General features: G+C 70.7%; 11 protein-coding genes. 5 read left to right on the top strand and 6 right to left on the bottom strand.

All coding sequences use genetic code 11. From position 1 onward, the window contains the following. Window positions 1-23: 23 nt before the first annotated feature. A complete protein-coding gene (locus ACFOGJ_RS14280) occupies window positions 24-1,532 on the bottom strand; it encodes a 4-hydroxyphenylacetate 3-hydroxylase family protein (RefSeq protein WP_379901489.1) in 1,509 nt (502 codons plus the stop codon). 197 nt (window positions 1,533-1,729) lie between these two features. Next, window positions 1,730-2,332, bottom strand: a complete 603-nt coding sequence (locus ACFOGJ_RS14275) for a cupin domain-containing protein (RefSeq protein WP_379901487.1) — start codon at window positions 2,330-2,332, stop codon at window positions 1,730-1,732. A 237-nt stretch (window positions 2,333-2,569) separates the two neighbouring features. Between ACFOGJ_RS14275 and ACFOGJ_RS14270 the strand changes: the two genes are divergently transcribed. The 3 genes from ACFOGJ_RS14270 to ACFOGJ_RS14260 all read left to right on the top strand — a co-directional run bounded on the left by ACFOGJ_RS14270 (window position 2,570) and on the right by ACFOGJ_RS14260 (window position 6,042). Beyond that, window positions 2,570-3,796 carry an ABC transporter substrate-binding protein gene (locus ACFOGJ_RS14270; protein WP_379901485.1) on the top strand — a complete coding sequence of 409 codons (1,227 nt, stop codon included), beginning with the start codon at window positions 2,570-2,572 and terminating at the stop codon, window positions 3,794-3,796. Window positions 3,797-4,090: 294 nt separating this feature from the next. Further along, entirely contained in the window at window positions 4,091-5,008 is a 918-nt protein-coding gene (locus tag ACFOGJ_RS14265; RefSeq protein ID WP_379901483.1) for a branched-chain amino acid ABC transporter permease, read from the top strand. Next, entirely contained in the window at window positions 5,005-6,042 is a 1,038-nt protein-coding gene (locus ACFOGJ_RS14260) for a branched-chain amino acid ABC transporter permease (protein ID WP_379901481.1), read from the top strand. The genes ACFOGJ_RS14265 and ACFOGJ_RS14260 overlap by 4 nt, the downstream gene beginning before the upstream one ends. Before the next feature lie 9 nt (window positions 6,043-6,051). Here ACFOGJ_RS14260 and ACFOGJ_RS14255 read toward each other — a convergent pair whose 3' ends face one another. The 4 genes from ACFOGJ_RS14255 to ACFOGJ_RS14240 form a co-directional block, all read right to left on the bottom strand. Continuing rightward, entirely contained in the window at window positions 6,052-6,714 is a 663-nt protein-coding gene (locus ACFOGJ_RS14255; protein WP_379901479.1) for a lysozyme inhibitor LprI family protein, read from the bottom strand. Between the two features lie 71 nt (window positions 6,715-6,785). Then, complete coding sequence (locus ACFOGJ_RS14250) at window positions 6,786-7,973, bottom strand: fumarylacetoacetate hydrolase family protein (protein WP_379901477.1); 1,188 nt, start codon at window positions 7,971-7,973, stop codon at window positions 6,786-6,788. A 38-nt stretch (window positions 7,974-8,011) separates the two neighbouring features. After that, a complete protein-coding gene (locus tag ACFOGJ_RS14245) occupies window positions 8,012-9,055 on the bottom strand; it encodes a dienelactone hydrolase family protein (protein ID WP_379901475.1) in 1,044 nt (347 codons plus the stop codon). Beyond that, the gene (locus ACFOGJ_RS14240; RefSeq protein WP_379901473.1) at window positions 9,052-11,385 is read right to left on the bottom strand and encodes a penicillin acylase family protein; all 2,334 of its coding nucleotides are present in this window, start codon (window positions 11,383-11,385) and stop codon (window positions 9,052-9,054) included. The genes ACFOGJ_RS14245 and ACFOGJ_RS14240 overlap by 4 nt, the downstream gene beginning before the upstream one ends. 262 nt (window positions 11,386-11,647) lie before the next feature. Between ACFOGJ_RS14240 and ACFOGJ_RS14235 the strand changes: the two genes are divergently transcribed. Beyond that, complete coding sequence (locus tag ACFOGJ_RS14235; protein ID WP_379901471.1) at window positions 11,648-12,331, top strand: inner membrane-spanning protein YciB; 684 nt, start codon at window positions 11,648-11,650, stop codon at window positions 12,329-12,331. 68 nt (window positions 12,332-12,399) lie between these two features. Then, the gene (locus tag ACFOGJ_RS14230) at window positions 12,400-13,995 is read left to right on the top strand and encodes an ABC transporter substrate-binding protein (RefSeq protein WP_379901469.1); all 1,596 of its coding nucleotides are present in this window, start codon (window positions 12,400-12,402) and stop codon (window positions 13,993-13,995) included. Window positions 13,996-13,997 lie beyond the last annotated feature (2 nt).

Genomic DNA, 13,997 nt, shown 5'->3' with positions numbered 1-13,997 from the left:
GGCCTCCCGCGCTGCGGCCCGCCCTACTCCGCGGCCTTCGGCGTCGCCGCCAGCTTGTCCATCTCCTGCCCGCGGTTCAGCACCTCGCCGGTGTCGTAGCTGCCCAGCAGCCCGTCCAGGGTGGCATCGAACTCGCCCCACGGGCATTCGCGGCCGTTGTGGATCCGCACCACGAAGGCCGGGCCCATGTAGAAGCGTTCGTACTGCGTGTGCCGGCCGGCGAAGTCGGTGCCCAGGATGTCCCAGGCCAGCTTCATCACCTTGTAGCGGTCCAGGGCGGTGGCCGAGGACATGTCCCACAGCTCTTCGAAGGTCGCCCGCGTCTCCGGATTGTCCATCACCGAGACATCGGCCGGCATCTGCAGCACGCCGCCGCCCAGCAGCTCGCGCACCTTGGCGCAGATATGGTCGTACTGCTGGGTGGCGAAATAGATTGCCGCGTACATGTAGTGACGGTTGTAGTTGACCAGCCCGCCGGGCAGTTCCTCATGGCCCTGGATCTGGCCGTCGACCATGGCGGAGACCTGGCCGTAGAGGGCGGCCAGGTGGCCCAGCTCGTCCTGCACCGCCGGGATCTTGTCGGTGCCGGCCAGGTTGGTGATGCGCCGCGCCAGCGCGATCAGCAGCCGGATCTTGGCGCGGTAGCGCACGCTCGACTGGTGGTTCGACAGGGTATGGGCGGGGGTGCGGAAATAGATCTCGCGGCTCAGATGGCTGTCGTTGTGCACGAACACCCGTTCCCAGGGGATATGCACCCGCTCCGCCACCACGATGCAGTCGCTCTCGTCGTAGCGGTAGGCCAGCGGGTTGTCGAACTCCGACACCGCATAGCGCTCGAACGGCTTGCGCGACCAGAGCGACAGGCCGGGCGCGTTGCAGGGAATGCAGGCGGTGATCGCCTCCGCCTCATGGCCTTCCGCCAGCGGCTGGATATTGCCGATCCAGACCTCGTCGGAGAAGGCGGCCGAGGTCGCCAGCATCTTCATGCCGGAGACGTAGAGCCCGGCATCGTCCTCCCCCACGACCTGCAGCGCGGGCTGCATCGTGCGGCCGCCGCCATACTTGGCATCGCGCGACCCCGGCGGCGGGGTCACCGCATGGCTGACGAACAGGTCGTTGCGCCGGGCGAAATCCCAGTAGGCCTCGACATTCTTCGCGAACTTGAAGCTGTCCGTGTCGAAGATCTCCGGCTGCATCGCCACGCCGGTGATATAGCCGCCGATGAAGTCGGGCGAGCGTCCCATCATGCCGTAGGTCAGGTCCGCGATGATTGTCGAACAGCGGGTGCGGTGCTCCAGGTCCGCGCGGCTGCGCGGCTTCAGGTAGTAGGCGGCAAAACGTTCGCCATCCTCCTCGTAGGTCAGCGCGTCGCGGGTCGCATCCTCGAAGCGGGCGTCGTAGATCCGCGCGTAGGAGCGCGCGGCATTGCGGAACCCGGGATGGGTGGTGACATCCTCGACCTTCTCGCCGCCGATATAGATCACCCGCCCGTCGCGCAGGCCCTCCAAGTATTCGGCTCCGGTCTTGATCATCGCCTGCCTCCGCTGCGGCACCGCCCCGCACGCCGGACCGGCTGCGGGAGCTTGCTGGATCGGCGGTCCGCCCCGGAACGCCAGAGCGGAAACCGACTTTCATTTCGTGCAAGTCACTCTAACCCGCTGCCGGGCGACGATCAATGCCGCCCGCCCTGCCGAATCCGAAGGCAGCTCCTGACCAAAGATCAGGCAGCTCAGAGTGAGGCCGGGGTGTTGGTCCAGACCACCCGGACGGTCTCGTTGCCCGGATTGCGATAGGCGTGCGGCAGGTCGGACCGGAACATGAAGCTGTCGCCGGCGCGCAGATGGTAGCTCTGCCCGTCGATCACCAGTTCCAGTTCGCCCGACAGCAGATAGCCGGTCTCCTCGCCCTGGTGCTGGCGGGTCCCCTGGCTCTCGCCGCCGGGATCGACGGAGACGATCATCGACTGCATCAGGTGGGGCTCGCTGTCCGGCGACAGGTCTTCCGAGCTTTCCGCGCCGGTACGGATCACCACCCTGTCGCCGGCCCTGGCGACCACGCCGGGACTGCGCTCCGCCGCCGCGAAGAAGTGGGAAACGTTGGTGTCCAGCGCCTTGGCGATGCGGTGCAGCCCGCCCAGTGACGGCGTCGACTTGTCGTTCTCGATCTTCGACAGAAGGCTCTCCGACAGGCCGGTCGCCTCCGCCATGTCGCGCAGCCGCAGCCCCTTCACCAGGCGCAGATGGCGGATCTGCCGCCCGATGCGGATTTCGGGATCCTCTTCCGGATCGGTTCCGGGATCGTCGCCTGGGATTTTGGCGGCAGCGTTCGACATGCTCGATGGTCCGTCTGCAGGTTGCATGGCCGATGATCTTTACGCCGTACGCGCGGGCCGGCCAAGCCTCTCCCATGGCATGGCATATGACTTGCACCCTGAGAAAGACAAGGCACGATTTCTGAATCTGACGCAATTCAGTTGAGCAATCGTCAATTCAGGGGGAAGCTTGAACCGGGCAAGGGGCCGGTCGCCGGATCCGGGCGCGCCGCCCCCGCCAGACGAGGGAGCAAGACGATGCTGCGACGGACCATCCTGCGGACAATCGCGACCGGGGCCGGGGCCCTCGCGCTCGCCGGGCTCGGCATCGCCGGGCCGCTGCCGGGAACGGCGAACGAGGCGCGGGCCGCGGAGCCGATCAAGGTCGGCTTCTCGATCGCAAAGTCCGGCTACATGGCCGCCTATGACCTGCCGGCGCTGAACGGCGCGCTGCTGAAGATCGGGATGATCAATGCCGGCGGCGGCCTGCTGGGCCGGCCGATCGAGACCGTGGTGCTGGATATGAAGACCGACGCCGCCCTGTCGGCCAAGACCGGCGCCGAACTGGCGGATATGGGCGTCGACCTGATCGTCACCGATTCCGACTACGACCTGGGCGCGCCGGCCGCCCTGGCCGCGAAGGAGGCGGGCATCCTGGCCTTCGCCACCGGCGCGGCAGACCCGAAGATGGGCGTGCAGGGGGTCGGCTGGCAGACCTTCACCGGCAACGGCGCCGCCCAGCTGGAAGGCATCGTGATGGCGGAGTTCGGCTTCAAGGAGAAGGGCTGGAAGAAGGCCTTCGTCCTGGAGGACCAGCTGCTGGAATACAACAAGTCGGGCTGCGCCGGCTTCGAGGCGGCCTGGACGGATCTGGGCGGCACGATCGCCGACCAGGATGTGTTCATGAACCAGGACCCGTCGATCGCCTCCCAGATCGCCCGCATCAAGGGCTCCGGCGCGGAGGTGATCTACCTCTGCTCGCTGCCGCCGGGCGGCGCCTCGGCGGTGCGCCAGATCCGCGCCGCCGGCATCGACCTGCCGATCCTGGCCAATGTCGGCATGACCGGCAATTTCTGGCTCGATGCCGTGCCCGACCTGACCGACTTCTGGAACCCGACGCCGATGTCGATCTTCGGCGACGACCCGCGCGCCGAGGTGCAGGCCTTCGCCACGGCCTATGAGGCGGAGTATGGCGAGCCGGTGCCGCAGGCCTATGCGATCTTCGGCTATGCGGTGATCGAGCAATGGGCCAAGGCGGTGGAGCGCGCCGGCACCACCGACGCCAAGGCCGTGGTGGCGGAGCTGGAGACGTTCGACGGCGAGCCGATCATCCTGGGCCCGACCAGCTATTCCGGCGACCTGCACATCCAGGTGCAGCGCCCCCTGCTGATCGAGCAGATCGTCGACGGCAAGCACAGCGCGCTGAAGCTGTGGACCAATGCCTACGTGCCGGACATGCCGCTGCTGTTCCGGGTGGGCCGCTGACCGGCGCCCTCCCCAACTGCCGGCGGGGCCCGCGCACCGTCCCCAGCGGGCCCCGCCGGCTTTCGATGACAAGCTGACCCTATCGGCGCTCCGCAGTCTCGACGCCGCACCTCCCTGTCCGTCATCCTCGGCCCCCGAGCCGAGGATCGTGGTACGACGGCGAAAAGGTTGGACCGGACAGTTTCAACGTTCCGTCGCGATCCTCGGCTCGGGGGCCGAGGATGACGGCGAAGCCGGAGGTGGCGTCGCCAATGGATCCTTGCCGCATGACGGTCCGCTCATGACCGACTACCCATGACCTCCATCCTCCAGGTCCTGATCGACGCCTTCGCGCTGGGCAGCCTCTATGCCCTGTCGGCGCTGGCGATCGGCCTGGTGTTCGGAATCATGCGGCTGATCAACTTCGCGCAGGGCGACCTGATCACGATCGGCGGCTATGCGCTGATCGTGCCGTCGTCGCAGATGGTGGCGGAGCTGTTCATCGGCGACTGGCCCTGGGTGGCGATGGTGCCGGCGATCGTGGCGATCTGCGTCGCGGCGGCGCTGCTGACCGAGCGGATCGCCTTCCGCCCGATCCGCGATGCCGACCCCGCCACCCTGCTGATCACCTCCTTCGCGGTCAGCTTCTTCATCCAGAACCTGATCCTGCTGGTCTATACCGGCCGCCCGAAGGCGGCGGGCATCTTCCCCGGCCTGTCGCAGTCGGTGACCCTGGCGGAGGGGCTGACCGTGCCCGGCATCCAGCTGGTCACCTCCGCCGTCGCGATCGTGCTGTTGGCCGGCCTGGCCTTCTTCCTGAAGCGCACCCGGACGGGCACGGAGATGCGCGCGGTGGCGGAGGATTTCACCATGGCGCGCCTGCTGGGCGTGCGCTCCAACCGGGTGATCATGCTGGCCTTCGCCCTGGCCGGCGCGCTTGCCGGCACGGTCGCCGTCCTGCTGGTCGCGCAGACCGGGGTGCTGGATTTCCGCATGGGCGTCTTCCTGGCGGTCTATGCCTTCTTCGCGACCGTGCTGGGCGGCATGAACTCCCTCGTCGGCGCGGCGGTCGGCGGCTATGTCGTGGGCGGGCTGAGCGTGGTCCTGCAGGCCTTCCTGCCCGACGACCTGCGGCCCTACCGCGACGCCTTCCTGTTCGGCATCGTGATCCTGCTGCTGCTCTGGCGGCCGCAGGGCCTGGTGGTCGGCAAGGCCGGGCGGGAACGGGTATGAGGGCGCTGCGCTGGGCCTGGCCCGCCTTGTCCCTGGTCCTGATCCTGGGCTTCACCGTCCTGGCCGGCCTGGCGATCGGCGATACCGGGCTGAACCGCACCATCACCGAAGGGCTGATCATGGCCGTGGCGGTGGTCGGCATCTACATCTTCATCGGCAATTCCGGGATCCTCTCCTTCGGCCATACCGCCTTCATGGCGGTGGGCGCCTATGCCTCCGCCTGGGCGACCTGCTGCCCGGCGCTGAAGAAGTTCACCATGAACGGCCTGCCGCCGTTCCTGCTGGACAACACCTACGACGTCTTCACCGCCGCGCTGGGCGCGGGCCTGCTGGCCGCCCTGTTCGCCGCGATCACCGGGCTGATCCTGATGCGGCTCAACGGCGTGGCGGCGACCATCGCCACCCTGGCGCTGCTGTTCATCGTCCATGTCACCTATTCGAACTGGGAGAGCCTGACCCGCGGCAAGGGCTCCCTGGTCGGTCTGCCGACCTATGTCGAGCCCTGGGTGGCGCTGTCCTGGGCGGCGGCGGCGATCGCCATCGCCTGGATCTACCAGCGCTCCCGCTTCGGGCTGGTGCTGCGCGCCTCCCGCGAGAACGAGGTCGCGGCGCGCGCCTGCGGCACCAATGTCTACCTGCAGCGCCTGATCGCCTTCGTGCTGTCGGCCTTCGTCACCGGCATCGCCGGGGTGCTGCACGCCCACTATCTGGGCACCATTCAGATCGACAACTACTTCCTGAACATCACCCTGATGACCCTGGCGATGCTGGTGGTCGGCGGCCGCAACAGCCTGGCCGGCGCCGTCGCCGGGGTGGCCGTGGTCACCATCGTGGTGGAGGTCTTCCGCCAGCTGGAGAACGGCGTCGCGGTCGGCGGGCTGGAGGTCGCGCTGCCCAACGGCGTGCAGCAGCTGGCCCTGGCCGGCGTCATGCTGCTGATCCTGACCCTGCGCCCCGCCGGCCTGCTGGGCCGCTGGGAGGTGCCCTGGCCGGCCCGCGGTCGCGGGACTCCGGCGGCCCCTGCAGCCGGCTGAGCCGCGCCGCTATTCCAGCCGTCGGTAGTAGCCGCCCACCCCGGGCGCCTGCGCCCCGCAGGCAGCGAAGTCGGAGGGCTGGTCCAGGTCGTCCGGCAGCAGGATGCCGCTGCCCATGGCGGCGAAGGTCACTGTCGTAGCCCCAACGGTCACGTCCAGCGTCCCGGCACTGTCCGCCTTGCCGCTGCCCTGGCTGCCGCAGGTGTAGGTCGCCCCGGCGCCGTCCAGCTGGACATGATAGTCCGCCCCGCGCGGGGTGATGGTGATGTCGAGGCCGCTCCAGGTCTCGTACTTGCCGCCCCAGCCCGGGAAGATCTTCTCCATCTGCCCGATCTGGCGCAGCCGCGCGCGATAGGACCCGATCAGGCAGTCCGCCTTGCCGCCGCAGCGGTCGCGACTCTTCAGCCAGGCCCGCTGGCTGTCCAGGACATGGCGCTCGCCCGCAGGGCCCGCCCGGTGGCGCGCTTCCTCATAGGTGCGGGCCATGTCGGAATCCAGGAAGCCCAGCGGCGGCGAGTCGCAGATCGCCTTCTCGGTCGCCGTCCGCGCCTTCCCGCAGTCGAAGCTCTGGGCCGCCGCCGGGCGGTCGGCGGCGAGCAGGACCGGCAGTCCCGCCGCCAGCAGCCCTGCCGACAGGAGACCCGCCTTCGCCGCCTTCGCACAGGTCGCCATAGCCTTCCCCCCGGGTTCGTTCCGCCGCCGTCCCACCGATTGCATGGCGGCCGGTCGTGCCGCCCCCCCTCTTACAGCGCCGCGCCGCGGGCGGCGAGGCTGGCCATCAGGTCGCGCAGGCCGAAGCTCCAGGGCGGCAGGGCGTCGGTATGGTCGACCCGGTTGGCCAGCGCGCCCAGATGCCGTTCGCGGATACGGACGATATCGCCGATCCGGTGGGTGAAGCCCTGGCCCGGTCGGTCGCGGTCGGCCACGGGTGCGAATCCGGTGCCGGTGAACAGGGCCAGGCCGTCGGGATACTGGTGGTGGGCACCCATCGCCTGCGCCACCAGGTCGGCGGGGGCGCGGCTGATCTCCGTCAGCCGGCTCTGCGCCTCCAGCCGCCAGCCGTCCGGGCCCTCCACGACGATGTCGAGCACCGCGTCGCGCAGGTCGTCCAGGCCGAAGCGGTCGTCGAACAGCCGGATGAAGGGTCCGATGGCGCAGGAGGCATTGTTGTCCTTCGCCTTGCCCAGAAGCAGGGCGGAGCGGCCCTCGACGTCGCGCAGGTTCACGTCGTTGCCCAGGGTGGCGCCGACGATCGCGCCGGACGGCGCGGCGATCACCACCAGTTCCGGCTCCGGATTGTTCCAGGCGGAGGCGGGGTGGATGCCGACGCCGCTGAGGGTGCCGATGGCGGACAGCGGCTGCGCCTTGGTGAACACTTCCGCATCGGGGCCGATGCCGACCTCCAGGTATTGCGACCAGATCCCGCGCCTCTGCAGCGCGGCCTTCAGTTCCGCCGCCCGCGGCGAACCGGGCACCACCTGCATCAGGTCGCTGCCGATCTCCGCCACGATCTCGCCGCGCAGCACCTCGGCCGCGGCCGGATCGCCCTTCGCCCGTTCCTCGATCACCCGCTCCAACATCGAGCGCACGAAGGTGACGCCGCAGGCCTTCACCGCCTGCAGGTCGACCGGTGCCAGCAGGCGAGGGACCGGCGCCGGCAGGGTCATCGGCGCCATCGCGGCCGCCACCGCTGCCAGGTCGGCCACCGGCGGTGCATCCGCCAGCGCCTGCCGGACGGCAGAGGCGGGCGCCGGGTCCCGCAGGATGTCGGTCACGGTGGGAAAGTGCGCCGTCAGGTCGTGCAGACGGCGGTCGCGCACCGCCACCACGGCCGGTCCGGCTTGCGCCCCGTCGCACCAGAGCCGGCCCACCAGCAGCGCATCCGCGGCATCGTCCGGCAGCATCGCGGCACATTCGTCCGTCGTGACCATCCTCTCCCCCTCCCCCATCGGCCCGGCCCGCGGGCCGGTCAGTCCGGCGCGGTACCCAATGCACCCGCCGGCACCCGCGCCGGGTCCGGCGGCTGCGCCCCGCCGCGCAGCGCCATGCGCTGGAAATGCGCCAGCATCATCCCGTCGGTGCGCCTGTGCAGGTCCGGGTCGCGCTGGATTTCGTAGCCTGCCCAGCCCAGGTCCAGCACGGCGAACAGGGTGCGGCTGAGCCAGTCGGTGATCTCCGCGTTCCAGCCTTCCGAGAGCAGCCGGTTGTCCCGGGTCACGGTGATGCCGATGTCGGACAGGGCGCCGAAGACATGCCGCCGCTCCACATCCTTGCCGTCCCATTGGTGGAAGGCGTCCAGCACCTCCAGGGTCACCCGGGCGCCGCCGCGCTCCAGGTCCTGGCAGATCCGGCGGGTGCGCTCCACCGAGACATTGGCATCCGCCGCGCCCGCCAGCACCAGCAGGTCGGCGCCGCCGGCGGCCGGATCCTCCAGCCGCGGCAGGCTGCAGCCATAATAGGAGACATGCGACGCGAAGCGCAGCCCGTCGGCTTCCAGATAGGTGCGCCGGATCTGGTCGTAGGCGGCCAGCACGCTGGCCATGCCGCCCCAGGAAAAGCCCATCGTGCCGATCGCCGACGGGTTCACCGCCGGCTCCGCCGCCAGGAAGCGCAGCGCCCCGAACAGGTCCGCCAGGATCGCCCAGGTCGTCGTGGTCAGCGCCTTCAGGATGTCGCGCTGATCCTCCCGGTCGCGGGCGCCGAAGCTGTCGAGCACCAGCGCCAGATAGCCGGCCCGCGCCAGCTTGGCGCCGTAGGTCAGCTCCCGCTCCGGCTTCTGGCCGCCCAGCCCCTGCACGACCACCACCGCGGGCCGGTTGCGCAGCTCGCCGTCCGGCAGGAACAGGTGCCCCACCGTCTGTCGCGGGCTGTCCGCCGCCGCCGCGACATCCTTCAGCAGGAACGGGTCGCTGCTGGGAAAGAGCACCCGTCGCGGCCGCACCTCCGTCCCTTCCAGGATCACCGAGCGCTCCGCGGGCATGCCCGGCAGCGCCGCCTCCGCCGGGCCGTTCATTGCCCGCCTCCCGGCGTGGCGGCCGCGCCTGGCGCGCCGCGATCGATGGCGGCCTGTTCCGCCGCCACCCGGGCGGGCTGCAGGACGGTCAGGTGGGGAAATTCCGCCGCCACCGTCTCCGGCCGCAGGGGGATGCGGCAATAGTCGCGGCGCCGCCACAGGTCGACCTGGTCGGCGAAGGTGCTGCTGCCCGGCCAGCCGTCCTGCCCGCCCAGCAGCACCAGCCAGGTGGCATCCTCGTCGCCCATATCCGCCAGGAAGCGGGCATTGGCACCGAATGTCACGCTGTGCGGCCCCTCGGAGAAGCCATGCGCCGTCTTCATCAGGGTCTCGTTGCTGCCGCCGGCGCCGAACTCCGCCACCCGGTAGCGACCGCCGATCACCGGCAGCGCCGCCAGCGGATGCGCCACCCGGATCCGGTGGATGGCGCCCCAATGGCGATGGGTGGCGAAGGCCGGCGCCGCCGCCCGCGCCGCCGCCCGCACCGCGGCGGCGACCCGGTCCGGCGGCAGCCGGGCGAAATCCTCCTGCAGCAGGGTCCAGGGCTGGTGCATCGCCCGGTACAGCGCGCCGTCGGCCGTGCCGTGCAGCTGGTGCACCAGGTGCGCGAGCAGCAGTTCGAAGGCCAGGGCGCCGGCGGAATCGGCGCGATGCTCGCCGTCCCAGTCCCGCAATGCGTTCAGCAGCGGCGCGACACCGTCGTCGGCCGCCGCGCCATGCGCCGCCAGCAGCAGGTCGCGCATGCGGGGCGACGAGGGCATGGCCACATCCTCGTGCAGCGCCTTCAGCCGCTCCAGGTCAACCAGGCCGTCGCCGCCCAGCACCGTGCGCAGCCGCCCGACCCGTTCGTCGGGGGAGAAGAAGAAGCCGACCGGCACCGTCATCGGCCCGGCCGGCCGGTCGTTGGCGGAGGCGGCAAAGCCTTCCTCCGGGTCGGCCTGCATCGGCAGGTCCCTCGTGCTGACGATGCGGTCCCATTGGCTCAGCGCCTCCGGCGGCAGGACCATGTCCGCCGGCAGGTCGGCCGGACGCTCCGGCAGGTGCGCGGCCATGCACTGGCCCACCCGGCCGGCGGCATCGGCATAGACGAAGTTCTGTGCCGGCGCGGCGAAGCCATCGGCCGCGGCGGTGAATTCGTCCCAGTCGCGGGCGCGCATGATGCCCAGCATCGCCGTCAACTCGTCGCTGGGCCGGTGGCCGATCCAGGCCATTGCGAGGTCGCGCCCGCCCGTGCCGCGCAACAGTGGGGAATCGGAGATCACCGGGCCATGCGCGGTGCGCCGCACCCGCACTTCGCGCGGGCGCCCCCAGCGGACCGCGATCCGTTCCGTCCGGCTCTCGACCTCCGCCGCCGGCAGGTCGGTGACGTCGAACAGGTCGCTGGAGGCGGCATGCAGGTTGGTGCCGCTCCAGGCGATCGCCGGGGTGCGGCCCAGGGTGACCACCGGCAGGCCGGGGATCATCAGACCGACGATGCGGTGCCCGGGTGAGGAGAGGCCCACAGCCAGCCAGTTGCTGGGGGTCATGATCGGCAGATGCGGGTCGCTGCTCAGCAGGGCATGGCCGCTGGCGCTGCGATGCCCGGCGATCGCCGCCGCATTGCTGCCGCCGCGGCCCAGGGAGGCCCAGAACCGGTGCATCATGGCATCGGCCCCGTCCTGCGCGGCGCCGGCGAAATGCGGCACCGGCGCCGGCGCCAGGTCCGCCTCCAGGATCCGCCGCCACAGGTCCGACCAGTCCGGCCGGTCGCGGAAGGCGAACAGCCGGTGCCAGACCCGCCACGAGAAGTCGGCCGCCGCCAGGCGGCCGACGGCCAGCACATCCTCCACCCGCCAGGGTTCGGGGCGGATGCCGAACAGGCGGAATTCCTCCGCCTGCGCCGGCGCGTCCGGCCCGTCCTGCGCGATCGCCGCGTTGATGCCGTCGACGAAGCCGGCGCACCAGGCGCGGGAGGCCGGCGGCATCATCGCCAGGCTGTCGGGCACTGCGGCGGTGAAGTCCAGGATCCGCAGGGTATGGTCCAGGTCGACCGCGACTGCGCCCACCACCTCCGACAGGCGGCCCTGCGCGATGCGGCGCATGATCTCCATCTGCGCCAGCCGCAGATGGGCATGCACCAGGCCCAGCGCGACGGCGGCGTCGCGATCGTCGTTCGCCTCGACGAAGGGGATCTGCCGGTCGTCCCAGCGGATCCGCACCGGCTCCCGCAGCGGCAGCCCGGCCGTCGGGAAGGCGGCGAGTCGCTGGCGCAGGTCGCGCGGCCGGCGCGACGACAGCGCGCCCCGCGCCAGCCGCAATGCCAGCCGTGCGAGTGCATAGCTTCTTGCCATGCGGGTCATGGTCCTGGCTGCCTTTCCGTTCTCACTCCAGATCGCAAGCTGCGTCGGGTCGCTGGTCGTTGCGACATTCATCCTACAGGCGCGGGCATCCTACAGGCGCGGGCATCCTACAGGCGCGGGCCCGCTGGCATCCAGGCGGTCGGGACGACCGGGCGGGGCCCGGGCAGGGAAGGGCCGAACGGCCTGGAAGTTCCCTCCGGGCAGTCACCGCCGGGAAGCGGAACCCGCGCCCGCCGCCGGGCATTGTGGCGTCATGGCTGCAGATCAGACAGATGACGGCGGGCCGTCGCCCGGACCCTTCCCGGACTGCTTCCGGCGCCGGCTGCTACGCCAGCTTGCGACCGAACTGGGGCCGCTGGCCGTCTTCTTCCTGGCCTTCCTGGCCGCCGGGCTGCTCTGGGCGACGGCAGCCTACGCGCTGGCCGCGGCTTTGGCTTTCGCCGCCGCATGGCAATTGCATGGCCGGCTGCCCGTGCTGCCGGCGATCACTGCGCTGCTGGTATTCGTGCTCGCCGGCCTGACCCTGGCGCTGGACGATGCGACCTTCATCAAGATCAAGCCCACCGTGATCAACGGCTTTTACGGCAGTCTTCTGCTGGGCGGCTGGCTCGCCGGCTATCGCCTGGTGGCGCGGGTCCTGGGGCCGGACGCGGCGCTCGACCGGGCCGGAGAGCGGCAGGTCACCATCGCCGCCGGCCTCTATCTGGCCGGCCTCGCCATCGCCAACGAATTCGCCTGGCGGACCCTGGAAACCGAGCATTGGGTGCTGTTCAAGGTCTTCGTGCTGACCGCCTGCAACCTCGTCTTCGGCTGGAGCCAGCTGCCGGTCATCCGCCGCCACCTGCGCCGCGACAGTCAGCCGCCCGCACCGCCGGACGGCGCGGGCCAAACGGACGGCGACCGCCACCGGACGGCTGCGACCGGACCGGCGGTTTGATCCCCCGCCGGGGCGGGCGGTTAGACTGGGGGTATGAACAGCCAGGCAGCAGGCAGGAAGGCGGCACCGTGACCCGGTCATCCGGTAGCTTCGGCGGCGCCATGGCCGGCGCCATGCTGGCCCTGCTGCTGGGCCTGCTGGCGGCGATCGCGGCACCCTCGCCGGCCCCGGCGCAGGCGCCGCCCGGCGTGCTGATCGCGGCGCAGATCGCGGAGCCGAAGTCGCTGGACCCGCAGGTGGTCACCGCGCTGAACGATTTCCGCATCCTGGTGAACATCTACGACGGGCTGGTGCGCTACCGCCCCGGCAGCCTGGAGATCGCGCCCGCCCTGGCGGAGGCCTGGACGATCTCCGACGACGGCCTGACCTACACCTTCACCCTGCGGGAGAATGTCCGCTTCCACGACGGCACCCCGGTGGACGCGGCGGCGGTGGTCTTCACCTTCGAGCGGATGCTGGACCCGGACCATCCGCACGCCGATACCGGTCCCTTTCCGCTCGCCTTCTTCTTCGACAAGTTGGCGGCGGTCGACGCTCTGGACCCGCGCACCGTGCGCTTCACCCTGTCGGAGCCTTTCGCGCCCTTCCTGTCGAACCTGGCCTATCCGACGGCGCTGATCGTCTCCCCCGCCGCGGTGCGTGCGCGGGGCCGCGACTTCGGCCGCCATCCGGTCGGCAGCGGGCCGTTCCGCTTCGCCGACTGGCAGCCCAACCGGCGGGTCATGCTGGAAGCCGATCCCGACTATTGGGACGGGCCGCCGGGCCTGGACAAGGTGGTGTTCCGGCCGGTGACCGACACCGCGACGCGGGTGGCGGAGATGCTGTCGGGCGGGGTCGACCTGATGGTGGAGGTGCCGCCGGACGCGGTCGCCACCTTTGCTGCGGATCCCGACTACCGGCTGTACCAGGCCGCCGGGCCGCATCTGTGGTTCCTGATCCTGAACCTGCGGGAGGGGCCGCTGGCCGATCCGCGGGTCCGGCGTGCGGTGAACCTGGCCATCGACCGCCAGGCACTGGTGCGCGACGTGCTGCAGGGCACGGCGGAGGTGGCGACCGGCGCGGTGCCGGCGGCCTTTGCCTGGGCCCATGATCCCGACCTGCCGCCCTGGCCGCACGACCCGGCGGCGGCACGCCGCCTGCTGGAAGAAGCCGGCGCGGTCGGCGCGGAACTGACCTTCTACGTCACCAGGGGCGGGTCGGGGATGCTGTCGCCGGTGGCGATGGCGGCGGCGATCCAGGCGGACCTGGCGGCGATCGGCCTGCAGGTGAGGATCGAGAGCTTCGAATGGAACGCCTATCTGGCGCGGGTCAATGCCGGGCTGGCGGGCCAGGCCGACATGGCGGAGATGGCCTGGATGACCAACGACCCCGACACCCTGCCCTTCCTGGCCCTGCGCAGCGATGCGGTGCCGGACCAGGGCGGCTTCAACTCCGGCTACTACGACAGCGCCGAAGCCGACCGCCTGATCGCGGCGGCACGGCGCACAGCCGACCGGGAGGAACGCGCCGCCCTGTACCGGCAGCTGCAGCGGCAGCTGCGCAAAGACATGCCCTGGGCGCCGGTCGCCAGCTGGAAGCAGAACGCGGTCACCACCGACCGGGTGGAGGGCTTCGCGCTGGAACCTTCCTTCCTGCTGCGCCTGAAGGACGTGGTGAAGCGATGACC

The organism is Marinibaculum pumilum, from assembly GCF_042646425.1.
Classification (GTDB): Bacteria; Pseudomonadota; Alphaproteobacteria; order Ferrovibrionales; family Ferrovibrionaceae; genus Marinibaculum; species Marinibaculum pumilum.
Note: the sequence above shows the minus strand (reverse complement) of the source record. Positions and strands in the feature narration are given on the sequence as shown.

What these genes read in the sequence shown, in the direction of transcription:
- ACFOGJ_RS14245 (WP_379901475.1), bottom strand. Translation starts at nt 9,055, where the DNA reads ATGAACGGCCCGGCGGAGGCGGCGCTGCCGGGCATGCCCGCGGAGCGC.
- ACFOGJ_RS14270 (WP_379901485.1), top strand. Translation starts at nt 2,570, where the DNA reads ATGCTGCGACGGACCATCCTGCGGACAATCGCGACCGGGGCCGGGGCC.
- ACFOGJ_RS14250 (WP_379901477.1), bottom strand. Translation starts at nt 7,973, where the DNA reads ATGGTCACGACGGACGAATGTGCCGCGATGCTGCCGGACGATGCCGCG.
- ACFOGJ_RS14280 (WP_379901489.1), bottom strand. Translation starts at nt 1,532, where the DNA reads ATGATCAAGACCGGAGCCGAATACTTGGAGGGCCTGCGCGACGGGCGG.
- ACFOGJ_RS14260 (WP_379901481.1), top strand. Translation starts at nt 5,005, where the DNA reads ATGAGGGCGCTGCGCTGGGCCTGGCCCGCCTTGTCCCTGGTCCTGATC.
- ACFOGJ_RS14265 (WP_379901483.1), top strand. Translation starts at nt 4,091, where the DNA reads ATGACCTCCATCCTCCAGGTCCTGATCGACGCCTTCGCGCTGGGCAGC.
- ACFOGJ_RS14240 (WP_379901473.1), bottom strand. Translation starts at nt 11,385, where the DNA reads ATGGCAAGAAGCTATGCACTCGCACGGCTGGCATTGCGGCTGGCGCGG.
- ACFOGJ_RS14255 (WP_379901479.1), bottom strand. Translation starts at nt 6,714, where the DNA reads ATGGCGACCTGTGCGAAGGCGGCGAAGGCGGGTCTCCTGTCGGCAGGG.
- ACFOGJ_RS14235 (WP_379901471.1), top strand. Translation starts at nt 11,648, where the DNA reads ATGGCTGCAGATCAGACAGATGACGGCGGGCCGTCGCCCGGACCCTTC.
- ACFOGJ_RS14275 (WP_379901487.1), bottom strand. Translation starts at nt 2,332, where the DNA reads ATGTCGAACGCTGCCGCCAAAATCCCAGGCGACGATCCCGGAACCGAT.